We start from the raw sequence: 23,657 nt of genomic DNA, 5'->3' as shown, positions 1-23,657 counted from the left end.
CGGCGGCGACACGGCGCCGAACGCCGCGGGGCGGTCACGCTAATCGAGGTCCGGCCACCAGGTGCGGTCCGACTCCACGTAGTGGAAGGCCGCGCGGACCTCGGCCTCGTCCATCGACTTCAGCCGCGCCCAGGCCTTCCGGTACACCTTCAGCTGCAAGGCCGCGTGAACGGCCGCCTCGCCCTCCGGAGGGCGACCGGTCTTCCAGTCGACGACGTCGTACCCGCCGTCGTCCCTGTGGAACACCGCGTCGATGCGGCCCCTGACCACGATGCCCTCGTACTCGATCACGAACGGCACCTCCTGGGCCGCGATCCTGCGGCCCGCCCACGCCGAGTTCCTGAACCGCTCCTTGAGCCGCTCCAGGTCGCCCTGGGCCGCGACCTCGTCGGCCGCGCCGGGCAGGTCGGCCGGGTCGAACAGGGCCCCGCCGCCGAAGAACTCCTCCACCCAGGCGTGGAACTCGGTGCCGCGCCGCGTCGCCTGCCGCGGCGGCTGCGGCATCGGGCGCCGCAGCGAGGCCGCGAAGCCCTGCTCGTCCGCCCGCATCGCCATCAGCTGCGAGGTCGACAGGCGCGTCGGCCTCGGCAGCCGCACCACGCCCGACTCGCGCTCGTCCCGCTCGGTCAGCAGCAGCTCGGCCTCCTCCGCCCACTGGCGGGCCTGCGGGCCCTCTCCGGCGGGCTCGGCCGCCGCCAGCACCAGGTCCGCCGCCTCGGCGAACGCGGCCTGGCGCGAACCCAAGGGCGCCTTGCTCGGCCACGACGCCGTGCGCGCCTGGTCCTCGAGCGGGTTCGACGGCCCCGGGTCGGCCCAGACCGGGACGCCCGCATCCGCGGCCCGCGCCTCCTCCAGGTACGGCGCGGGCTTGCGGGAGGTCCTCGCCTCGGCGTCCCACCAGTAGCCGCTGGCCAGCAGCGCCCGCCGCGCCCGCGTCAGCGCGACGTACGCGAGGCGGCGCTCCTCGTCCAGGCGGGCCTCGCGGTCGTCGGTCTTGAAGTCGCCCACGGCCTTCTTGACGTCGGCGGGCGTGTGGGCCTCGTCCAGGTACAGCACCGGGAGGTTCTCGGCGTCGCCGCGCAGTCCGTAGGGGAGGCGCGCCGCGTCGCTCACCCACGTCGAGTCGCGCTTCACCGACGTCGGCAGGATGCCCGCGCACAGCCCCGGCACCGCCACCACGTCCCACTCCAGGCCCTTCGCGGCGTGCACCGTCATCAGCTGCACCACCCCGCCGGCCGGGTTCGCGCCCTCGACCACCAGGCCGCGCTCGCGCTTGGCCGCCGATTCCAGGTAGGACAGGAACCCCGAGACGCTCGCCCCGCTCGTGTCGTTCTCGTATGCGGCGGCCACGTCGGTGAACTCGTCCAGGTGCGACAGGTCGCCGTGGTGCAGCATCACCTCGACGTCCAGGCCGCTGTGCGCGATCACGTCGCCCACCACGTCCGGCAGGCTCTGGCCCAGGCGGCTCCTGATCCAGCCGAGCTCCTCGTGGAGCTGCGCGAACCGCAGGTATCCGAGCGTCGAGTAATGCTCGGCCGCACCGGGGTCGGCCAGCGCGTCCGCCAGCGACGCCTCGGCCTCCCGCCCCGCGTCCGGTTCGAACCCGCGCGAGTCGGGGGCCAGCTCGCGGGCCCGCGCCCACAGCGCGGCGATGTCCCGGGGCCCGATGCGCCACCGGTTCCCGGCCAGCAGCCGCATGAGCGAGGGCCCGCTGGTCGGGTCGGCGGCGGCGCGCAGCATCGCCACGGTCTCGGCCACCTCGGGGTAGTACAGCAGCCCGAGCGAGCCGACGACCTCGACCGGCAGCCCCTTCGCGGTCAGCTCCCGGTGCAGGGCCGGGATCTGGCGCCGCTTGCGGATGAGCACCGCGGCGGTCTCGTCGGCCTCGGGGCGCCACACCTCCGCCAGCCGCGCGGTGATCCATGCGGCCTCGTCGGCGGCGGTCAGGTGCATGGCCGCCTCGACCATGCCGGGGCCGTGCTCGTCGTCGAAGACCGCCCCGGCGGTGAGCGGCGGGACGGTCCCGGCGCGCAGCGGCTCGGAGACGGCGTTCGCCACCGCCAGCACCGCCTCCCGGTTCCGCCATGACCGCGTCAGGTACGCGACCGCGGCCGGCCGGCCGTCCGCGTCGGGGAAGTCGGTCGGGAAGCGCTGGAGCGTGCCCGCCGAGGCGCCCCGCCAGGAGTAGATCGACTGGTTCGGGTCGCCGACGGCCGTGACGGGATGCCCGCCGCCGAACAGGTCCCGAAGCAGCGACACCTGCGAGAACGACGTGTCCTGGTACTCGTCGAGGAGCACGATCCGCCACCGGTCGCGCTCGGCGGCGATGATCTCGGGGGAGCCCGCGACGAGCTGCGCGGCGAGCGAGAGCTGGTCGGGGAAGTCCATGACGCCCAGTTCGCGCTTGCGCCGGTCCCACGCCTCGACCAGCGGCAGCAGCTGCTCGCGCCTGCGCCGCAGCGACATGAGGGCGCGGAACTCGTCGTTCAGCTTCGCCGATCGACGCTCCTCGAGGAGCTCGTGGAGGTCGCGGTCGAAGCGGCGCAGCTCGGCCCCGTCCCGCAGGTGCTCGGCGAGCTGCTCGGCGAGTTGGAGCACGAGCTCGGTGACGCGGTCGACGCTGACGTCGAACTCGCTCATCTCCCCGTCCCAGGCGCACACCAGGTCCCGGGCGAGCTGCCACCGCCCGGTGTCGGTGATGACGCGGGTGCCCGGCTCGATGCCGATGCGCAGGCCGTGCTCGCTCACCAGGCTCCCCGCGTACGCGTTGTACGTCGAGACCGTCGGCTCGCCGTGGAGCTCGGACAGGTCGGGCAGGGACTCGGTGAGCCGCCGCAGCTTTTCGCGGACGCGGGCGGCGAGTTCGGCGGCGGCCTTGCGCGTGAAGGTGAGGCCGAGGATGTGCTCGGGGCGGGCGACGCGGTTGGCGATGAGCCAGACGACGCGGTCGGCCATGGTGGTGGTCTTGCCCGACCCGGCGCCCGCGACGACGAGCATGGGGGCCGGCTCGGACTCGACGACGTCGCGCTGCTCTTCGGTGGGGGCGGGCTGGCCGAGCCGGTTGGCCAGGCCGATGGCGCTGAAGTGCTTGCGGCTGTTCATCGTTGACCTCGCGCCTTTCGTCGGCAGTGCTCGCGGCCGCCCGTCGGCGGCCGGCCCTCTTTCGTCGGCGGCGTCCGCGCCCGCTGACCAGTATCCTGCTGTGCTCCGCCGCCGCCGTCCGCGGCTACTCGTCGGTGACCTGCCGCCCTTCGTCGGCGATGGGGCAGCAGTGCTTGACCGCGCAGGTCTCGCACTTGCTGGTGCTGCGGGCCTCGAACACCGGCCCGGCCATGCGGTTCGCGGTGTCGGCCACGAGCGCCCTGGCCCAGTCCGGGTTCTCGGACTCCCCGAGGGGCCCCTGCGCGACCGACCGCGTGGACGTCTTGTTGTCCACATTGGGGTAGACGAGTTCGGCCCCGCCGGGCTCGGCGCCCTCGGGGAACGCCCCCTCGGCCACGGCCAGCTGGTAGGCCCCCAGCTGCGGATGCGACTGGACCTCGCCCTTCGTGGGGGCGTGCTTCCCGGTCTTGAGGTCGACCACGTAGAGCCGGCCCTCGGCGTCGCGCTCGAGGCGGTCGATCTGCCCCGACATGACGACCTCCACGCCGGGCGGGCCGACCTCGAGCTTGACGCGGAAGGACCGCTCGGCGCCGATGAGCTCCCGGCGGTTGGCCGCGAGCCACCGCGCGAAGCGCTCCACGGCGCCCGCGACGCGGCGGCGCTGCTGCTCGGCGTGCCACGGCGCCTCGAACGGGAGCCGGTCGAAGTGCTCGCCGACGACGCGCTCCATCACCTGGGCCGGGTCGGCGGCGGGGTCGACCGTGACCGCCTCGGCGGCCGCGTGCAGGAGGGTCCCCAGGTGGCGGGGGAGCAGGTCGCCCGAGTCGGCGCCGTTGGACTCCAGGACCCACCGCAGGCCGCACTGCTGGGTCGTCTCCACTTGGGACGGCGAGATCTTGACCGTCTCGCCCGCGAGCGCCAGCGCCCGCTCGTCGGAGATCTCGGCCAGCCCCCACCAGCGGGCCGGGTCGGCCCCGGGCACCCCGGCCGCGGCGAGCCGCCGCAGGGACTCGGCGGCCGCGTCGCGCTCGCGGTGCCCCGAGTCGACCACCGCCTCGCGCAGGCGCGCGGTGAGGGACGCCAGGCTCAGCGGCCTGCCGCGCCGGGGCGCGGCGGCCGGCTCGACGCCGAGCTCGCCGCAGAACCGGCTGGGCTGCGCGTCGTCCGAGTCGACGGCGGTGACCAGCAGCCTGACGCGGGCGCGGGTGCACGCGTTGTAGAACAGCCGCCGCTCCTCGTCCAGCAGCTGGGACACCTGGTCCACATCGGCGCGGCCGTCGAGGACGTCCACCAGGGCCTCGGCGCCCAGGAGCGAACCCCTCGGGCGCAGGTTCGGCCAGATCCCCTCCTGGGCTCCCGCGACGGTGACGAAGTCCCACTGGTACCCGTGCGCGGCGTGCGCGGTCGCCAGCGTGACGGCGTCGCCGACCTCGGCCCGCGGAGCGCGGTACGCGCCCGGGAGCTGCTGGTGGAGCACGTGCTCGCAGAACACGTCCACGCGGGCGCCGGGCTGGCGCTGCTCGTACCCGGCGGCGAGGTCGAACAGGGCGCCCACGGCGTCCAGCTCGGCGTCGGCGCGCTGGGCCCGCCGGTCCGAGGACAGGGCCCGCCGCCGCAGCCGCTCGCCCAGGCCCGAGGCCTCCCACACCGCCCACAGCGTCGCGGTGATGCCGCCGCCGTCGCGGGCGGCGGTGAACAGCGCGTCGAGCCGCCGGGCGGGCTCGGCCCAGTCCTCATCGGGCAGCGCCGCGATCCGGTCCGGGTCGGCGAGCGCCTCGACGAGCAGGTCCGAGCCGGGGGAGAAGTCGTCGGCCGCGACGGCGAGGCGCCGCAGCTCCTGGCGCAGCCGCCGCTCGGCGAACGGGTCGGCGCCGCCGAACGGGGAGTGCAGGAGCCCGGCGGCGGCGGTCTCGTCGAGCCGTTCGGGGCGCCGTCCGATGAGGATGACCCGCAGCAGGTCCCGCACCGTGGGGTGCGCGGGGAGCGGCACGTCGTCGGAGGCCTGCCGGGTCGGCACCCCGGCGTGCTGCATGGCCCGGCGCAGGTGCGGAATGTCCGCGGCCGACTTGACGAGCACGGCCATGTCGCCGTAGGCGACCCCGTCGAGCAGGTGCGCGCGCCGCGCGACGTCGGCGATGTACACCGCCTCGCGGGTCGGCGACGGCAGGTGCACCACGTCGACGCGGCCGGGCTCCTCCGAGGCCGTGCCGCGCCGCCGGTCGCGGCCCGCGCCGCGCAGCCGCCCCGACAGCGCGGTGGTCGCCGCGAGCGGCGCGAGCGCCGTCGTGTGCGTGTCGGCCAGCTGCACCACCGGGGCCTCGGCGCCGTCGGACCGGGTGAACCGGTACGGGAAGTCGCGCACCGACTCGGGATCGCCGCCCTGGTAGCCGAAGACGGCCGTGTCGGGCGAACCGGCCGCGACGAGGTTCGCGCCGGACCCGGCGACGAGCTCGAGGAGCATGAGGTGCGCGGGGTTGGCGTCCTGGAGGTCGTCGACGAACACCCACGCGGGCCGCGGGACCAGGCCGGGCCGGGCGCGGAGCGCCGCGGCGGCGGCGCGCACGATCTCGGCCGCGTCGTACAGGCCGCTGGCCATGGACTGGAGGGCGAGCGCGGTGACGTACCGGTCGTAGAACCGCGAGGCCGACACCCATTCGGGACGGTCGTGGGCGAGGCCGAGGCGCGCCAGGTCCGGCGCGCCGAGGCCGCGCTCGCCGCAGCGCAGGACCAGGTCCCGCAGCTGCTGCGCGAACGCGTAGGTCTTGACGGCCTCCTCGAACCCCTCGGGCCACCCGAAGTCCTCGCCCTCCAGCATGGACCGGATCATCGCGTCGGCCTCGGGCCCGGTGAGCAGGCGCGGCTCGTCCCTGCCGTCGGCGACGGCGGCGGCCCGCAGGATCGCGAACGCGAACGCCGCGAAGTTGTACACGCCGACCTCGGCCGCCGAGTACGGCGCCGTCAGGGCGTTGAGGCGCGACCGCAGATGCGCGGCGTCCTTGCGGCGCAACCCGAACACGAGGATCGAGGCGGGGTCGGCCCCGGCGGCGACCTTCGCCGCGGCCGCGTGGACGATCGCCTCGGTCTTGCCCGTGGCGGGCCCGCCCCGCACCAGGAGCGGTCCGGCGGCGTGCTCGACGACCTTCTGCTGCATGGGATCGAGCTCGCACCCCGGCGCCTCGGCGGGCGGCTCGGTCAACTCGTACCGGAGGTCCAACACGCGGTCTATGGAATCACGGCCGACCGACACACTCGGCGACCACCGGCCGGCTCATGACCGAAATCGAATTCGCCGCCCCCGACTCCTGCTGGGAAGGCCTCCCATTCGGCGGCCGGCCCCTCTCGGACCGCACCGCGAACGGCGCCGCCGGTCCCGACTCCGAGACCGGCGGCGCCCGGTTTCCTTTGCGTAAGGCTTCGTTGCCCGTCAACTGAAGTGCAGGTCCCGGCGCCTCGCCCCGAGGTATCCGAGGACCGACAGGGCCGCGGCGACGAGGGTCACGAGACCGGCCGCCGCCCAGTCGACCTCCTCTGCCGGGTACGCCGCGAGGTGGTCGAACGGCGAGATCGCCTTCGCCCAGCCCGGCAGGTCGAGCAGGTTCCCGAAGTAGGCGACGACGAACACCCACACCCACGCGAGCCACCGCAGCCATCCCAGCCGCGGCAGCCACGTGTAGGCCGCGAACGCGAACGCCGTGACCGTCCACACCGCAGGGAGCTGGAGCAGCGACCCGTAGACGAGCGTCCCGAAGAACGACCCGTCCCCGGTCGAGCCCGCCCCGGCGAGCGCCACGAAGACCGCCGCGGCGGCGGTCGCCGCGGTCGCGGCCCACAGCGCGGCGGGCAGGTACGAGCCGGGCCACCCGGCGCGGCGCACCGCCGCGGACGCGATGAGCTCCCCCCGCCCCTGCGTCTCCTCCTTGCGGGCGCGGCCGACCACCAGCAGTCCGAACAGGGTCGCGAAGATCGCGTCGATCGCGGTGAACGTCGCCGCCACGTTCTCCTCGATGGACGCCCCGCCCTGCTGGAGCAGCGCCCGCTCGGCCTCCGACAGGCCCTCGATCATCTCGTCCGCGCTGCCGAGCACGGAACCGAACGCGGCCCCCAGCAGCAGCATCGCGATCACCCCGGCCCAGACCACGCCCTTGGTGAGCCGGAACGTCAGCGCGGTCGCGCTGCGCAGGCCCGGCTTGGCCTCGGGGCGGCCCAGCCGCCCGGCGACCATGCCCTGGCCGAAGTCGCGCCGGGTCACCAGTGCGAACGCCGCCGCGACGGCGCAGACCGCGAGCGCCCCGGCGCACGCGAGGGGCCACCACCGCTGCTCGGGCGTGTAGACGTACGTCAGCTGCGACCAGCCGATCGGGGAGAGCCAGACCGCCCAGTTCCCCTGCGCGTTCCCGACTCCCGCGGTCAGCGCCGCCCAGCCGAGCACCGCGAAGCCGAGTCCGTTCGCCGTCGAGGCGTACCCCGCGACCTGCGCGGCCACGGCCGCGACGCCCGCGAAGGACAGCCCGATCGCGGTGTGCGCCAGTCCGAACAGGACCGCGCTGCCGCCCTGGCCGCCGGGGAGCCCCGCCGCCGCCAGCGCCATGGCCGCGCCGAGGGCGACCGCCGCGGCCCCGGAGAGCAGGAGCGCCGCGGCCAGGTCGGCACGGCGGCCGATCGGGTTGGAGCGCAGCACCTCCGAGCGGGAGGTCTCCTCGTCGGCGCGGGTCAGCCGGGTCATCAGGAGGATGAACATGACGGCGGTGAGCGCCCCGGTCCACAGGATCATCTGGTGCGAGAACATCGCGCCGGTGCTGCCGGGGTACGCCGCGATGTAGGTCTCGGGCCCGGTCATCGACCGCATCGCGGGGGTGTTCACGGTGACGGCGTAGGACGCCCGGCCCGCCGCGTCCGGGTACAGCCCCGGGAACGCCGCGGCGACGGACCAGGTGCCGCCGGCGAGCCCGGCGATCCAGCCCGCGAGGTACACCCGCGAGCGCCGCGCCTGGAACCGCAGGAGCTTGCCGGTCCCGGCGAGGGTGCCCAGGCCGTCCTCGATCTCCGCTGCGGCGGTGCTCATGACCCGTTCCCCTCTTGCACGCCCTTGGCGGCCAGCTCGTCCCCGTAGAAGCGCATGAAGATCTGCTCGAGCGACGCCGGCTCGCAGACGAGCCCGGCCACTCCGGCGGCGGCCAGGCGCGCCAGCACGTCGTCCAGCGCCCCGGCGTCCACGTTGCACTCGACGTCGAGCCCGTCCACGCGGAGGTCGTGGACGCCCTCGTGGTCCTCCAGCCCCCGCGCCGGGGTCTTGAGCGTCGCCCGCACGCGCGAGCGCGAGAGGTGGCGCATCTCGGCGAGCGTCCCGGTCTCGACGATGGCGCCCTTGCGGATGATGCTCACCCGGTCGCACAGGGCCTCGACCTCGCTCATGATGTGGCTCGACAGGAGCACGGTGCGCCCGGCGGCCGCGGCCTCCTTCACGCACTCGTTGAAGACCGCGCCCATGAGCGGGTCCAGGCCCGAGGTCGGCTCGTCGAGCAGGAGCAGCTCCACGTCGGCGGCGAACGCGGCCACGAGGGCCACCTTCTGCCGGTTGCCCTTGGAGTACGAGCGGCCCTTCTTGCGCGGGTCGAGGTCGAACCGCTCCAGCAGCTCGTCGCGCCTGCGCTTGTCGACGCCGCCCCGCAGGCGCCCGAGGAGGTCGATGGTCTCCCCGCCGGTGAGGCCCGGCCACAGGGCGACGTCGCCGGGGACGTAGGCGAGGCGCCGGTGGAGTTCGGCGGCGTCCTTCCAGGGGTCGGCGCCGAAGAGCTCGGCGCGGCCCTCGTCGGAGCGGAGCATGCCGAGCAGGACGCGGATGGCGGTCGACTTCCCGGCGCCGTTCGGCCCCAGGAACCCGTGGGTCTCCCCTCGGGCCACTTCCAGATCGAGGCGGTCGAGCGCGGTCACGCGGCCGAAGCGTTTGACGAGGTGTTCAGTGCGGATCACTGCGTTCATGCGCTCAAGTTATCATGCTTTTCATGAATTTGTGAAACATGTATCGCGTCAAGATATCATCAAGACCCGTCGGAGGCGTCGAAAGGGAACGATGGAAGAGCACAGCGCAGAGCGCAGGGCACTGCTGGAGTACGTGGAGCAGTTCGCCGCGATCCTGACCGCCAGCGGGATGCAGCGCATGTCGGCGCGGGTGTTCACCTACATCCTCGTCGACGACGCCGACACCTACACGGCCGCCGACATCGCCGAGGGCCTGAGCATCAGCCTCGCCGCCGTCTCCGGGGCCGTCCGCGAGCTCATCGCCGCCGGCCTCCTCATCAAGGGCCGACGCGCCTCCACCCGCGCCGACGTCTACCGCCTCAACGACGACGACATCTGGGGCTCGATCATGCTCGACCGCACCGGCTTCCTCGACCGCTACCGGGAGACCGCGATCGCCGGCGTCGAGACCCTCCCCGAGGGGCCCGGCCGCGACCGCCTCATCCAGACCGCCGCGTTCATGGAGTTCACGAAGTCGGAGATGGCGGCCATGCGCGACCGCTGGAACGCCCGCCGCGCCGAAATCGCGGCCGCGTACGAAGCCCGCCGCCGCGATAGTGACGCGTCCCGCTAGTCCGGTATGCTGCAATCCTGACCGCCCCGATCAGAAGACGAACCCTGGAGGAAGCCGACGTGGCCGACGACACCAGCCGCTCCGATGCGACCGCCGACAAGGGCCGTCCCACCCGCAAGCGCGGTGACAAGACCGCCGAGCGCAACCCCTTCAAGAAGCTCGGCCGCTTCCTGCGCGAGGTCGTGGAGCAGCTCCGCAAGGTCGTCTACCCGACCCGGCGCCAGCTCATCACCTACTCCATCGTGGTCCTCGTCTTCGTCGGCATCATGATGGCCTACATCGGCGGCCTCGACCTGCTCTTCGGCGACCTCATCCGCCGGGCCTTCGGCGCCGACTCCTAGCGGCCGCGGCGGTTCGCCCCGCCCGCTGCGCGGCCGGGCGGATTGCGTGACCTGCGCCGGTTCGCCGGTGCCTGAGGCGCGCCGCCCTCCGGAGCGGCTACCCTAGAGGGTATGACGCGCGCCGGTTCCGCCGGCGCGCGACTTCACAGGCGGGGATCGCCGCACGCGGGAGACCGCTGCGGTCGGGAGAGCACCGCCGCCCAGAAAGTTCAGTCGCAGCGCCCCGTTGTCGCGGGGCTTAGCCGGAATGAGAGTTGAGCGTGTCTGAGTTCGACGAGGCCCTGAAGAACGACGCCGAGGCGCAGGCCGCGGCGCAGGTCGCAGACGTCGACGCGGAACCGGAGATCGATGAGGAGGAACTCGCCGAGAGCGGCGAGCCCGACGTCGACCCGGCCGAGGCGCTGCGCGCCAAGCTCCGCTTCGCCCCGGGCGAGTGGTACGTGCTGCACTCCTACGCCGGCTTCGAGAACCGCGTGCGCTCGAACCTGGAGAACCGGATCCAGTCCTTCGACATGGAGGACTACATCTACCAGATCGAGGTCCCCACCCACACCGAGGTGGAGATCAAGAACGGCAAGCGCTCCAAGGTGGAGGCCAAGGTCTTCCCCTCCTACGTGCTCGTCCGCATGGAGATGACCCCCGAGTCCTACTCGGTCGTGCGCAACACCCCGGGCGTGACCGGGTTCGTCGGCGTGGTCGACCGCACCGACCGGCCCAGCCCGCTCCCGCTCGACGAGGTCATCCAGTGGCTGCTCCCGCCGGAGCAGAAGCCCAAGGACGAGGCCGCCGCCGAGGCCGCCGCCCCGGGCGAGGACATCAAGGTCGACTTCACCGAGGGCGAGTCCGTCACCGTCGTGGACGGCGCGTTCGCCTCCATGCCGGCCACGATCGCCGAGATCAACGCCGAGCAGCAGAAGCTGAAGGTCCTCGTCTCGATCTTCGGCCGCGAGACCCCGGTGGAGCTGAACTTCAACCAGGTCTCGAAGCTGTAGCACGAGCTACAGCTCACATACCTCCTCCAGAGGGCCCGCCACCTGGGCGAGTACCCTGGAGAAGTTGTGCGCGGGGTTCTGCTCCGCGCGCATGTGAAAGTGTGACCGGGGCCTGCCCCGCACACATGTAAGGCAGGGATGTCCCTGCAAAGCCCAGGATCAAGAGAAGGACACGATGGCTCCCAACAAGAAGGCCGTTGTGACGTTCAAGCTGGAGCTCGCGGGTGGCCAGGCCACCCCGGCCCCGCCGGTGGGTCCCGCCCTCGGCCAGCACGGCGTCAACATCATGGAGTTCTGCAAGGCCTACAACGCGGCCACCGAATCCCAGCGCGGCGAGGTCCTCCCCGCTGAGATCACGGTGTACGAGGACCGTTCGTTCACGTTCGTCCTCAAGACCCCGCCGGCCGCCAAGCTCCTGCTCAAGGCCGCCGGTGTCGCGAAGGGCTCGGGCGAGCCCCACCGCGTCAAGGTCGGCAAGGTGACCCAGGCCCAGGTGCGCGAGATCGCGGAGAAGAAGCTCCCCGACCTCAACGCCAACGACCTCGACGCCGCGTCGCTCATCGTCGCCGGCACCGCCCGCTCCATGGGCATCACGGTCGAGTAGGGCTCAGGCCCGTCACCGCCGGCCCGTCCGGCACCAACCCAGTGGCAGGGCGCGCGCCCGCCCTCACCACGACATCCGAAGGATGGAACATGAAGCGCAGCAAGAAGTACACCGACCTCGCCAAGAAGGTCGACAGGACGCAGCTCTACGCTCCCGCCGAGGCCACCGGCCTCGCCAAGGAGACCTCCCCGACGTCGTTCGACGCCACCGTCGAGGTCGCCCTGCGCCTCGGCGTCGACCCGCGCCAGGCCGACCAGCTGGTCCGCGGCACCGTCTCCCTGCCCCACGGCACGGGTAAGACCGTCCGCGTGATCGTCTTCGCCGAGGGCGACAAGGCCGAGGCCGCCGTCGCCGCCGGCGCCGACGAGGTCGGCTCCGACGAGCTCGTCAAGCGGATCTCCGAGGGCTGGCTCGACTTCGACGCCGCCGTCGCGACCCCCGACCAGATGGCCAAGATCGGCCGGATCGCGCGCATCCTGGGCCCGCGCGGTCTCATGCCGAACCCGAAGACCGGCACCGTCACGCCGGACGTCGCCAAGGCCGTCACGGAGATCAAGGCCGGCAAGATCGCCTTCCGCGTCGACAAGCACGCCAACCTGCACCTGCCGATCGGCAAGACCAGCTTCTCCTCCGAGCAGCTGGCCGAGAACTACGCCGCGGCCCTCGAAGAGGTGCAGCGCCTGAAGCCCTCCAGCTCCAAGGGCGTGTACATCAAGAAGGCCACCATCACGACCACCATGGGTCCGGGCATCCCCGTCGACCCGCAGGCGGTCAAGATCAAGTAGCGCCGAAGTGTGACGAAGCCCCAGTGCAGGCTCCTGCGCTGGGGCTTCGTCGTCGCCTCGTGCTAGCGTTGCGACAACAACCCAGAGACCGTTCGGTCACCGCCTCGTGCGGTTGTAAACCACCCGGGACCGACGCAGGGCGACTACTCGAAGCGACCATGGTGTTGACCGGTTCCGCCGGTCTCAGGTCCCAGTGATGAGGCGTCCCGCAGGGGCGCCTTTTTTGTCGCCTCCGCGACGGTTGAGGATTGATCAGCCGAGAAAGGAGGGAAACATGGCTGACAGGGAATACCCGGCGGGCAAGCAGGCCGCCGTCGTCGAACTCGTGGAAGAGTTCTCCAACGCGAACGCCACGGTGCTCACCGAGTACCGCGGCCTCACGGTTGCGGAACTGCGCGAGCTCCGACGCTCCCTCGGCGAGGGCACGCGTTACCGCGTCGCCAAGAACACCCTCGCCAAGCGCGCCGCCAACCAGGCCGGCGTGACCGGCCTGGACGACCTGTTCACCGGTCCCACCGCGATCACCTTCATCGAAGGCGACCCGGTGGAGGCCGCGAAGGGTCTCCGCGCCTTCGCGAAGTCGCACGAAGCCTTGGTCATCAAGGGCGGGTACATGGAGGGCAAGCCCCTCTCCGTCGATGAGATCACCAGGCTCGCCGACCTCGAGTCCCGCGAGGTGCTGCTGGCCAAGCTGGCCGGCGCGATGAAGGCCACCGCGCAGAAGACCGCCTCCGTGCTCGCCGCCCCTGCCTCGCAGGTGGCCCGGCTCGGCGCGGCGCTGCAGGACAAGAAAGCGGCCAGTGGCGAGTAGCGCCGCCGGCCCGAGACTTTAGAAAGGAAACACCATGGCCAAGCTGTCCACCACCGAGCTGCTCGACGCGTTCAAGGAGATGACCCTCCTCGAGGTCTCCGAGTTCGTCAAGGCGTTCGAGGAAGAGTTCGACGTCACCGCGGCCGCCCCGGTCGCCGTCGCCGCCGCCGGCCCCGCCGCCGGTGGCGCCGAGGCCGCTGTCGAGAAGGACACCTTCGACGTCGTCCTCGAGTCCGCGGGCGAGTCCAAGATCAAGGTCATCAAGGAAGTTCGCGGCCTGACCGGCCTCGGCCTGAAGGAAGCCAAGGAGCTCGTCGAGAGCGCCCCCAAGGCCGTCCTCGAAGGCGCGAAGAAGGAAGACGCCGACAAGGCCAAGGAGGCCCTCGAGGGCGCCGGCGCCACCGTCTCCCTGAAGTAAGAGCCTCCCGCTCTTCCGGGGCCTCCCAGCCCCTGTACTGCGACCGGGGTCGCACCGCTGCGGCGGTGCGGCCCCGGTTCTGTCGTCCCCGGGAGATTTCTCAGAAGATTCCGGTCCCGCTGCAACGAAAACGAGCCATCGCCACGTCTTTGCGGATAGACGTACCGAACATGCGAGGAGATGGACGATGTCCGCAAAGAGAGGCGCGGTCGGGATCGGCGCGGGGGCCGTGCTCGCACTGACCGCCGGCTGCGGGATGCTCGGCATCGGGGGCGAGGAGGAGCAGTCCGATGAGGACCGCCTCGTCGAGATGCTCAACGAGAGCAGCCGCATCGACGCCGAGCTCATGGCCGCCGAGCTTCGCATCGTCCAGAACTGCCTGGAGGAGCAGGGCTTCACCGTCCACGACCCGTGGACGATGATGCCGTACGAGGAGGAGCCGCAGGACTCCCTCACCTACGGGTACCCGCACGAGGAGTTCCTGCTCCCCGCCGAGGAGGCCGCCGAGTGGGGCTTCGGCCAGTGGGCCAACGGCCCCGAGGGCATGGACGACCCCGACAACGAGGACTACTTCGCGGCGCAGGAGGAGAAGTACGAGGACGAGGGCTCCTGGGAGGAGCCCGACACCGCCGACTGGGACGCCCTCGACTACGAGGACCAGTACGCCTGGTACGTCGCCTACCAGGGCCAGGAGTACGCCACCGAGTACTACGGCACCGCCCAGGAGTACGCCGACATGATGTCCGGCGAGGGCGAGTGGGCCGAGGAGGAGGCCGCCGAGGAGGAGGCCGCCGGCGAGGACGGCGAGATCGTCGTCGAGGACGACGAGGAGTGGGTCGAGCCCAAGCCCGGCGGCTGCCAGCTCGAGATGATCGAGGCCCTCTACGGCGAGCCCGAGCTCATCGAGGAGACCGAGGAGTTCGACGGCGAGACCGAGACCTGGACCTACTGGTCCTACCGCCCCGAGAACCCCGCCTGGACCGACCAGACCCTCTGGGAGGACATCGAGGCGAAGTACGCCGAGCAGATGTCGGACCTGCAGTACGCATTTCTCGACTGCATCACCGCCCGCGGCTACGAGGGCTGGGAGTTCACCGAGTACAACTCGATGCCGATCTGGGAGTTCTTCGCCGAGCTCTACTACCAGGACTCCGATGCGGAGGAGCGCGCCATGATGGTCGGCGACTCCGACATCGAGGTCCCGCCGGTCCCCGAGGCCGCCGGAAACTCCTATGAGGACTGGAAGGCGTACGAGATCCAGACGGCCGTCGACTTCGCCGAGTGCGGCGAGGAGACCGACTACGCCGCGGCCTCCGAGAAGGCCTACGACGAGGTCCACGTCGAGGCCTACTCCGCCGTCGAAGAGGACGTCTACGCCTGGCAGGAGGAGATGAACGACGCCGTCTCCAAGGCCCAGGAGCTGCTCGACAAGTAATCGCAAGCCACCCTTGATCGGGGAAGAAAGAGGCCCGGGTCGCGCAGATGGGGCGCGGCCCGGGCCGCCCCGTGTCCGGCGCCGCGCTGCCCCGGCGCGGCGACGCCGACGAGGACGCGGCTCGCAGGCGCCTCCCGGCCCCGGGGACCGTGAGACGGCACGGCGCCTCGCCGGGGACGGCGCCGATTCGGCGGGACGCCGCCTCGCGGGACCGCGGCGGCCCGAGCCCCCGTCACCTTCCCGGCCGCCGGTCGTTGTACATGCGAAGCGGCCCCTCCCTCGCCCGAGGGACCGGGCCGCCCGGCAAGCGAGGGCGGGGCGCCGCACTGCGGCGCCGGCTCCGGCCGCCGCCGCGGGCGACGCGGCGGCGCCCCGCGCCCGCTGCCGCGACACGCCCGGGCCGGCGTCCGTTCGAACGCCTCCGGGCCGCGCCCGCGCGGCCCTCCCGCCGCCGCTCCGCCCCCTCGCGCAGCCCCGCTGCGCTGCGGCTCGCCTTCCGCCGGGCCCGCGCCCCGCCCCGCCGCGGGCCCCGGATCAGGCGCCCGGGCCGAAGGGGCGCATCCGGGCGAATGAGACGCCTGACTTGACGAAGTGTGACTTGATCCTGCAAACTAGTTCCTCAAGCGCCACTCCGTGGCGCGCGCTACGTTCGTGAGGCGCCGGGCACGGCCCCGCCGCTCCGGAACGCGGCGCCAGGGCCTCCCACCGGCGGCCCGAGGCAGGACGGGCCCGGCGACGCCGGGGCCGGGAGCAGTGAGTACGAGGAGGAACTTCGGCAGCGGGAGAGATTGTCGTCACCACTCACCCCACGACCCCGTGGGGAAGTTGACAGTCTGCCGGAGTCTACGCTAAGCTCTTAATTTGCGCTGCCTCCTTCACGCCTTCTTGACGCGGTGAGGGTCGTGGACGGTGGGGATTCCAGGCTTTCGATCGACGTTCAACGCCATGCTCGGGTTGCACGTCCGGTCCGATGCCCGTCTCCGGCCGCCCCCGTCGATCCCGCATAGGTGCGGTGACTGTGGCATGCGCCGGCCGTCGTAACAATCAGGTCCTCGGAAGGACGAATCTTGGCAGCTTCCCGCACTGGCAAGACCAGCTCCAGCAAGAGCAAGCACGCACCTCGCCGTATCTCGTTCGGCAGGATCGAAGAGAAACTCGAAGTCCCGAACCTTCTGGCGCTCCAGACCGACTCGTTCGACTGGCTCGTCGGCAACGAGGCCTACCGCGGCCGCGTGGGCGACGACGCGGTGAGCGGCCTCGACGAGATCCTCGAGGAGATCAGCCCGATCGAGGACTTCTCGGGCACCATGAGCCTGTCCTTCTCCAACCCTCGCTTCGACGAGGTCAAGGCCCCCATCGAGGAGTGCCGCGAGAAGGACCTCACCTACTGCGCCCCGCTGTTCGTCACGGCGGAGTTCATCAACCACACCACCGGCGAGATCAAGAGCCAGACGGTCTTCATGGGCGACTTCCCCATGATGACCCCGAAGGGCACCTTCATCATCAACGGCACCGAGCGCGTCGTCGTCTCGCAGCTCGTCCGCTCGCCCGGCGTGTACTTCGACAAGCAGCCCGACAAGACCTCCGACCGCGACCTCACCAGCGCCAAGGTCATCCCCGGCCGCGGCGCCTGGCTCGAGTTCGACGTCGACAAGCGCGAGACCGTCGGCGTGCGCGTCGACCGCAAGCGCCGCCAGGCCGTGACCGTCCTGCTGAAGGCCATCGGCTGGGACAACGACCGCATCCGCGAGCGCTTCGGCTGGTCCGAGCTCATGATGGCGACCCTCGAGAAGGACACCATCAACTCGCAGGACGAGGCGCTGCTCGACATCTACCGCAAGCTCCGCCCGGGCGAGCCGCCCACGAAGGACAACGCGCAGTCGCTGCTGGAGAACCTGTTCTTCAACAAGAAGCGCTACGACCTCGCCAAGGTCGGCCGGTACAAGGTCAACAAGAAGTTCGGCCTCGACTCGCCGATCTCCACCGGCGTGCTCACCGAGGACGACCTGGCCGCCACGATCGAGTTCATGCTGCGCCTGCACTCGGCCGAGCCGGGCTACGGCCCCGACGACATCGACCACTTCGGCAACCGCCGCCTGCGCACCGTCGGCGAGCTCATCCAGAACCAGATCCGGGTGGGCCTCTCCCGCATGGAGCGCGTCGTGCGCGAGCGGATGACGACCCAGGACGTCGAGGCGATCACGCCGCAGACCCTGATCAACATCCGCCCCGTCGTGGCCGCGATCAAGGAGTTCTTCGGGACCTCGCAGCTGTCGCAGTTCATGGACCAGGTCAACCCGATCGCGGGTCTGACCCACCGCCGCCGCCTGTCGGCGCTGGGCCCGGGCGGTCTCTCCCGCGACCGCGCCGCCATGGACGTCCGCGACGTGCACCCGTCGCACTACGGCCGCATGTGCCCGATCGAGACGCCGGAAGGCCCGAACATCGGCCTCATCGGCGCCATGTCGACCTTCGCGCGCGTCAACCCGTTCGGCTTCATCGAGACGCCGTACCGCAAGGTCGTCGACTCGAAGGTCACCGACGACATCCAGTACCTGACGGCCGATGAAGAGGACCGCTTCACCATCGCGCAGGCGAACCAGCTGCTGAACGACGACGGCTCGTTCGTCGACGCGCAGGTCCTGGCCCGCGGGCGCGGCGGCGAGGCCGAGCTGCTCACCGCCGACGAGATCGACTTCATGGACGTCTCGCCGCGCCAGATGACCTCGGTCGCGACCGCGCTGGTGCCGTTCCTCGAGCACGACGACGCCAACCGCGCCCTCATGGGCGCGAACATGCAGCGCCAGGCCGTGCCGCTCATCAAGACCGACTCGCCGCTGGTGGGCACGGGCATGGAGTACCGCGCGGCGGTCGACGCCGGCGACGTGGTCGTCGCCGAGGCCGACGGCACCGTCGAGGACTCCAGCGCGGACTACATCACCATCGCGCAGGACAACGGCATGCGCCGCACCTACCTGCTGCACAAGTTCCGCCGCTCCAACGCGGGCTCGTGCATCAACCAGGTGCCCCTCGTCACCGAGGGCGAGCGCGTCGAGGCCGGCCAGCCGATCGCCGACGGCCCCTCGACCGACAAGGGCGAGATGGCCCTCGGCAAGAACCTGCTGGTCGCGTTCACGACCTGGGAGGGCCAGAACTTCGAGGACGCCATCGTGCTCTCCTCGCGCCTGGTCGAAGAGGACGTGCTCACCTCGATCCACATCGACGAGCACGAGGTCGACGCCCGCGACACCAAGCTGGGCCCCGAGGAGATCACCCGCGACATCCCGAACGTCGGCGAGGAGATGCTCTCCGACCTGGACGACCGCGGCATCATCCGCATCGGCGCCGAGGTCGAGGACGGCGACATCCTCGTCGGGAAGGTCACGCCCAAGGGCGAGACCGAGCTGACCCCGGAGGAGCGCCTGCTGCGCGCGATCTTCGGCGAGAAGGCCCGCGAGGTCCGCGACACCTCCCTGAAGGTCCCGCACGGCGAGGCCGGCACGGTCATCGGCGTCCGCACGTTCGCGCGCGAGGACGGCGACGAGCTGAGCCCCGGCGTCAACGAGCTGGTCCGCGTCTACATCGCGCAGAAGCGCAAGATCGGCGTGGGCGACAAGCTCGCGGGCCGCCACGGCAACAAGGGCGTCATCTCGAAGGTCGTGCCGCAGGAGGACATGCCGTTCCTCCCCGACGGGACCCCGATCGACATCCTGCTCAACCCGCTGGGCGTACCGGGCCGTATGAACATCGGCCAGGTGCTCGAAGTCCACCTGGGCTGGGCGGCGAAGGCCGGCTGGAAGCTCGAGGGCTTCGACGAGGCCTGGCAGCAGGCCCTCCAGGCCATCGGGGCCGACGAGGCCCCGGCGGACTCGAAGGTCGGCACGCCGGTGTTCGACGGCGCCCACCCCGAGGAGGTCCAGGGCGTCCTGGCGAGCACGCTGCCCAACCGCGACGGCCAGCGCATGGTCGCCCCCACGGGCAAGGCGCAGCTGTTCGACGGGCGCACGGGCGAGCCGTTCCCGGACCCGATCTCGGTCGGCTACATGTACATCCTGAAGCTGAACCACATGGTCGACGACAAGATCCACGCCCGTTCGACCGGTCCGTACTCGATGATCACCCAGCAGCCGCTCGGCGGCAAGGCCCAGTTCGGCGGCCAGCGCTTCGGTGAGATGGAGTGCTGGGCCATGCAGGCCTACGGCGCCGCGTACGCGCTCCAGGAGCTGCTGACGATCAAGTCCGACGACGTGGTGGGCCGCGTGAAGGTCTACGAGGCCATCGTCAAGGGCGAGAACGTGCCCGAGCCGGGCATTCCGGAATCGTTCAAGGTGCTGCTCAAAGAGCTCCAGTCGCTCTGCCTCAACGTGGAGGTGCTGTCCGCCGACGGGCAGGCCATCCAGATGACCGAGAGCGACGACGAGGTCTTCCGCGCCGCCGAGGAGCTCGGGATCGACCTGTCCCACGAAGAGCCCTCGAGCGTGGACTTCGAGAGCGCCTGACGTCGAGTGGGGGCGGCCGCGGCGGAGCCCGCGCACCCGCCGGGCCGCCGCGCCGCCCCCGCCAACGTCTCATCCAATCCTTAACGAAACACAAGGGGAAGAAGAGTTCAGTGCTCGACGTCAACTTCTTCGACAAGTTGAAGATCGGCCTCGCCACCGCGGAGGACATCCGGCAGTGGTCTCACGGCGAGGTGAAGAAGCCCGAGACCATCAACTACCGGACCCTCAAGCCCGAGAAGGACGGACTCTTCTGCGAGAAGATCTTCGGCCCGACCCGGGACTGGGAGTGCTACTGCGGCAAGTACAAGCGCATCCGCTTCAAGGGCATCATCTGTGAGCGCTGCGGCGTCGAGGTGACCCGCTCGAAGGTCCGCCGCGAGCGGATGGGCCACATCGAGCTCGCCGCCCCGGTCACGCACATCTGGTACTTCAAGGGCGTGCCCTCGCGCCTGGGCTACCTGCTGGACCTGGCGCCGAAGGACCTGGAGAAGGTCATCTACTTCGCGGCGTACGTCGTCACCGCGGTCGACGAGGAGGCGCGCCAGCGCGACCTGCCGACCCTGGAGAACGAGATCGTCGCCGAGAAGCGCCACCTGGAGCAGCAGCGCGACGCCGCGATCGAGGAGCGCGCCTCGAAGCTCGAGGCCGACCTGGCCGAGCTGGAGGCCGAGGGCGCCCGCGCCGACGTCCGCCGCAAGGTCAAGGACGGCGGCGAGCGCGAGATGCGCCAGATCCGCGACAAGGCCCAGCGGGAGATCGACCGCCTCGACGAGGTCATGGACACCTTCCGCAAGCTCGACGTGCGCCAGCTCATCGGCGACGAGATGCTCTACCGGGAGCTCCAGCAGCGCTTCGGCGAGTACTACTCGGGCGGCATGGGCGCGGAGTCCATCAAGAACCTGCTCCAGAACCTGGACCTGGACGCCGAGGCGATCAGCCTGCGCGAGACCATCGCGACCGGCAAGGGCCAGAAGAAGCTGCGCGCCCTCAAGCGCCTGAAGGTCGTGGCCGCGTTCCAGGCCACCGGCAACTCGCCGCTGGGCATGGTCCTCGACTGCGTGCCGGTGATCCCGCCGGAGCTGCGCCCGATGGTGCAGCTCGACGGCGGCCGGTTCGCGACCTCCGACCTCAACGACCTGTACCGCCGGGTCATCAACCGCAACAACCGCCTCAAGCGGCTGATGGACCTCGGCGCGCCCGAGATCATCGTCGCCAACGAGAAGCGGATGCTCCAGGAGTCGGTGGACGCGCTGTTCGACAACGGCCGCCGCGGCCGCCCGGTCACGGGCCCCGGCAACCGCCCGCTCAAGTCGCTGTCCGACATGCTCAAGGGCAAGCAGGGCCGGTTCCGCCAGAACCTGCTCGGCAAGCGCGTCGACTACTCGGGCCGCTCGGTCATCGTGGTCGGTCCGCGCCTGAAGCTGCACCAGTGCGGCCTGCCCAAGCAGATGGCGCTGGAGCTGTTCAAGCCGTTCGTGATGAAGCGCCTGGTGGACCTGAACCACGCGCAGAACATCAAGTCGGCCAAGCGCATGGTCGAGCGCGCGCGCCCGGTCGTGTGGGACGTGCTCGAAGAGGTCATCTCCGAGCACCCCGTCCTGCTCAACCGCGCGCCCACGCTGCACCGCCTCGGCATCCAGGCCTTCGAGCCGCAGCTGGTCGAGGGCAAGGCCATCCAGCTCCACCCGCTGGTGTGCACCGCCTTCAACGCCGACTTCGACGGCGACCAGATGGCGGTCCACGTGCCGCTGTCGGCCGAGGCCCAGGCCGAGGCCCGCATCCTGATGCTGGCGTCGAACAACATCCTCAAGCCCTCGGACGGCAAGCCGGTGGCCCTGCCCACGCAGGACCAGATCATCGGCCTGTACTACCTGACGCACCGCTCGGAAGGGCGCGTCGGCGAGGGCCGGGCGTTCTCGGACGTCGGCGAGGCGCAGATGGCGAAGGACCGCGGCGAGCTGGACCTCCAGGCGACCATCCGGATCCGCCTGGACGGCATCGAGTCGATCAACAACGGTCCCGGCGCCGAGCCGTGGACGGCCCCCGAGGGCTGGACCCCCGGCGAGCCGCTGCTGGTCGAGACGACCCTGGGCCGGGTGTTCTTCAACGACTGCCTGCCGCCGGACTTCGAGTACGTCAACTACGAGGTCCGCAAGGGCCAGCTCTCGAGCATCATCCACGACCTGTCCGAGCACTACTCGAAGGTGCAGCTGGGCGCCTGCCTGGACGCCTTGAAGTCCGCGGGCTTCAAGTGGGCCGGCTGGTCCGGTGTCACCATCGGCATCGAGGACGTCGTGGAGCCGGCGCACAAGGCCGAGATCCTCGAGAAGTACGAGGGCGACTCCGCCAAGATCGACAAGCAGTACGTCCGCGGCCTGATGACCGCGGAGGAGCGGCGCGGCGAGCTGACGGAGATCTGGACCAAGGCCACGGCCGAGGTGCTGGACGACCTGAACGAGACGCTCCAGCCGGAGAACCCGCTGTGGCAGATGATCAACTCGGGCGCGCGAGGCAACATGCTCCAGCTGCGCCAGATCGCCGGCATGCGCGGCCTGGTGGCGAACCCGAAGGGCGAGATCATCCCGCGTCCGATCAAGTCCTCGCTGCGCGAGGGCCTGACGGTGCTGGAGTACTTCATCTCGACCCACGGCTCCCGCAAGGGCCTCGCCGACACCGCGCTGCGGACCGCCGACTCGGGTTACCTGACCCGCCGCCTGGTGGACGTGTCGCAGGACGTGATCATCCGCGAGGACGACTGCGGGACCGACCGCGCCCTGGACTTCCAGGTCGCCGTCGAGATCGACGGCCGCTTCATCGAGTCCGACCTGGTCGAGACCTCGATCGACGCGCGCAACCTCGCCGACGACGTCGAGGTCGACGGCAAGGTCCTCCTGGAGCGCAACACGGCGCTGAACTCGGACCACATCGCCGAGCTCGTCGCCGCGGGCGTCACCAACGTGAAGGTCCGCTCGGTCCTGACCTGCGAGTCCCGCCAGGGCGTGTGCGCGGCCTGCTACGGCCGTTCGATGCCCACGGGCGAGAAGGTCGACCTGGGCGAGGCCGTCGGCATCATCGCGGCCCAGTCCATCGGTGAGCCGGGCACCCAGCTGACGATGCGGACCTTCCACACCGGCGGTGTGGCGGGCGACGACATCACGCAGGGCCTGCCGCGTGTGCAGGAGGTCTTCGAGGCGCGCATCCCGAAGGGCAAGGCGCCGATCGCCGAGGCGAGCGGCACCGTGCGCATCGAGGACGCCGAGAAGAGCCGGAAGATCATCATCACCCCGGACGACGGGTCCGAGGAGATCGTGGTCGACAAGGTCCCGAGGCGTCTGCGCCTGCGCGTGGGCGAGGGCGAGCACGTCGAGGTCGGCGAGAAGCTCGTCGAGGGCACCATCGACCCGCACGAGCTGCTGCGCGTGCTCGGTCCGCGGAAGGTCCAGCGCCACCTGGTGGAGCAGGTCCAGGACGTGTACCGCTCGCAGGGCGTGATGATCCACGACAAGCACATCGAGATCATCGTGCGCCAGATGCTCAAGCGGATCACGATCATCGACTCGGGCACCTCGGAGTTCCTGCCGGGCTCCCTGGTCGACCGCCTGGAGTTCGAGGAGCAGAACCGCAAGATCATCGCCGACGGCGGCGAGCCGGCCTCCGGCCGCCCGCAGCTGATGGGCATCACCAAGGCGTCCCTGGCGACCGAGTCGTGGCTGTCCGCGGCCTCGTTCCAGGAGACCACCCGGGTGCTGACCGAGGCGGCGATCTCCGGGAAGTCCGACAGCCTCGTCGGTCTGAAGGAGAACGTGATCCTCGGCAAGCTGATCCCGGCCGGTACCGGTATCGCCAAGTACCGCAACGTCTCGGTCGAGCCGACCGAGGACGCGAAGGCGGCCGTGTACTCGCTGGGCGGGTACGAGGACACCACCGCGAACGCCTTCGCCTACGGCGGCGGCCCCGCGGTGAGCCTCGAGGACTCCTACGACCTGGGCTCCTTCTAGAAGCTGCAAGAACGCCGATTCCCGACGGCACGAAGAAACCGGTGGGCCGGTGGCGCGAAGCGCCACCCGCCCACCCGCGG

General features: G+C 71.1%; 14 protein-coding genes. 10 read left to right on the top strand and 4 right to left on the bottom strand.

Going from position 1 to position 23,657, the window contains the following annotated elements; genetic code table 11:
- Positions 1-39: 39 nt before the first annotated feature.
- The 4 genes from LO763_RS21365 to LO763_RS21350 form a co-directional block, all read right to left on the bottom strand.
- A complete protein-coding gene (locus LO763_RS21365) occupies positions 40-3,102 on the bottom strand; it encodes an ATP-dependent helicase (protein ID WP_230788612.1) in 3,063 nt (1,020 codons plus the stop codon).
- Positions 3,103-3,226: 124 nt separating this feature from the next.
- A complete protein-coding gene (locus LO763_RS21360; protein ID WP_230788610.1) occupies positions 3,227-6,319 on the bottom strand; it encodes a PD-(D/E)XK nuclease family protein in 3,093 nt (1,030 codons plus the stop codon).
- A 207-nt stretch (positions 6,320-6,526) separates the two neighbouring features.
- Entirely contained in the window at positions 6,527-8,164 is a 1,638-nt protein-coding gene (locus tag LO763_RS21355; protein WP_230788608.1) for an ABC transporter permease, read from the bottom strand.
- Complete coding sequence (locus LO763_RS21350) at positions 8,161-9,081, bottom strand: ABC transporter ATP-binding protein (RefSeq protein WP_230788605.1); 921 nt, start codon at positions 9,079-9,081, stop codon at positions 8,161-8,163. Before LO763_RS21350 ends, LO763_RS21355 begins: the two co-directional genes overlap by 4 nt.
- 91 nt (positions 9,082-9,172) lie before the next feature.
- On the opposite strand from LO763_RS21350, the gene LO763_RS21345 reads away from it, so the two are divergent.
- The 10 genes from LO763_RS21345 (at position 9,173) to LO763_RS21300 (ending at position 23,577) form a co-directional block, all read left to right on the top strand.
- Positions 9,173-9,694 carry a GbsR/MarR family transcriptional regulator gene (locus LO763_RS21345; RefSeq protein WP_230788601.1) on the top strand — a complete coding sequence of 174 codons (522 nt, stop codon included), beginning with the start codon at positions 9,173-9,175 and terminating at the stop codon, positions 9,692-9,694.
- A 59-nt stretch (positions 9,695-9,753) separates the two neighbouring features.
- On the top strand, positions 9,754-10,035 hold the full coding sequence (gene secE / locus LO763_RS30040) for a preprotein translocase subunit SecE (protein WP_230788598.1): 282 nt from the start codon (positions 9,754-9,756) through the stop codon (positions 10,033-10,035).
- Positions 10,036-10,295: 260 nt separating this feature from the next.
- Positions 10,296-11,027, top strand: coding sequence for a transcription termination/antitermination protein NusG (gene nusG, locus LO763_RS21335; RefSeq protein ID WP_230788595.1), 732 nt, complete (start codon positions 10,296-10,298; stop codon positions 11,025-11,027).
- Between the two features lie 175 nt (positions 11,028-11,202).
- Positions 11,203-11,631, top strand: a complete 429-nt coding sequence (gene rplK, locus LO763_RS21330; RefSeq protein WP_136528430.1) for a 50S ribosomal protein L11 — start codon at positions 11,203-11,205, stop codon at positions 11,629-11,631.
- A gap of 89 nt (positions 11,632-11,720) precedes the next feature.
- Entirely contained in the window at positions 11,721-12,416 is a 696-nt protein-coding gene (gene rplA, locus LO763_RS21325; RefSeq protein ID WP_230788585.1) for a 50S ribosomal protein L1, read from the top strand.
- Positions 12,417-12,690: 274 nt separating this feature from the next.
- The gene (gene rplJ / locus LO763_RS21320) at positions 12,691-13,227 is read left to right on the top strand and encodes a 50S ribosomal protein L10 (RefSeq protein WP_230788582.1); all 537 of its coding nucleotides are present in this window, start codon (positions 12,691-12,693) and stop codon (positions 13,225-13,227) included.
- 34 nt (positions 13,228-13,261) lie between these two features.
- Positions 13,262-13,645: a 50S ribosomal protein L7/L12 gene (gene rplL, locus LO763_RS21315; protein WP_230788579.1), complete on the top strand. Its 384-nt coding sequence runs from the start codon at positions 13,262-13,264 to the stop codon at positions 13,643-13,645.
- A gap of 187 nt (positions 13,646-13,832) precedes the next feature.
- A complete protein-coding gene (locus tag LO763_RS21310) occupies positions 13,833-15,080 on the top strand; it encodes a hypothetical protein (RefSeq protein WP_230788577.1) in 1,248 nt (415 codons plus the stop codon).
- Between the two features lie 1,067 nt (positions 15,081-16,147).
- Positions 16,148-19,579, top strand: coding sequence for a DNA-directed RNA polymerase subunit beta (gene rpoB, locus LO763_RS21305; protein WP_230788574.1), 3,432 nt, complete (start codon positions 16,148-16,150; stop codon positions 19,577-19,579).
- Positions 19,580-19,689: 110 nt separating this feature from the next.
- Positions 19,690-23,577 (top strand): DNA-directed RNA polymerase subunit beta', encoded by a 3,888-nt coding sequence (locus LO763_RS21300; RefSeq protein WP_230788570.1) that lies wholly within the window; start codon positions 19,690-19,692, stop codon positions 23,575-23,577.
- Positions 23,578-23,657: the final 80 nt, after the last annotated feature.

The sequence above is a fragment of the Glycomyces amatae genome (genome assembly GCF_020991375.1).
Lineage (GTDB): Bacteria > Actinomycetota > Actinomycetes > Mycobacteriales > Micromonosporaceae > Glycomyces > Glycomyces amatae.
Note: the sequence above shows the minus strand (reverse complement) of the source record. Positions and strands in the feature narration are given on the sequence as shown.

Excerpts from the sequence above, each read along its gene's own strand:
- LO763_RS21365 (WP_230788612.1), bottom strand. The coding sequence starts at position 3,102 with ATGAACAGCCGCAAGCACTTCAGCGCCATCGGCCTGGCCAACCGGCTC.
- LO763_RS21355 (WP_230788608.1), bottom strand. The coding sequence starts at position 8,164 with ATGAGCACCGCCGCAGCGGAGATCGAGGACGGCCTGGGCACCCTCGCC.
- LO763_RS21350 (WP_230788605.1), bottom strand. The coding sequence starts at position 9,081 with ATGAACGCAGTGATCCGCACTGAACACCTCGTCAAACGCTTCGGCCGC.
- LO763_RS21345 (WP_230788601.1), top strand. The coding sequence starts at position 9,173 with ATGGAAGAGCACAGCGCAGAGCGCAGGGCACTGCTGGAGTACGTGGAG.
- rplK (WP_136528430.1), top strand. The coding sequence starts at position 11,203 with ATGGCTCCCAACAAGAAGGCCGTTGTGACGTTCAAGCTGGAGCTCGCG.
- rplA (WP_230788585.1), top strand. The coding sequence starts at position 11,721 with ATGAAGCGCAGCAAGAAGTACACCGACCTCGCCAAGAAGGTCGACAGG.
- rplJ (WP_230788582.1), top strand. The coding sequence starts at position 12,691 with ATGGCTGACAGGGAATACCCGGCGGGCAAGCAGGCCGCCGTCGTCGAA.
- rplL (WP_230788579.1), top strand. The coding sequence starts at position 13,262 with ATGGCCAAGCTGTCCACCACCGAGCTGCTCGACGCGTTCAAGGAGATG.
- LO763_RS21310 (WP_230788577.1), top strand. The coding sequence starts at position 13,833 with ATGTCCGCAAAGAGAGGCGCGGTCGGGATCGGCGCGGGGGCCGTGCTC.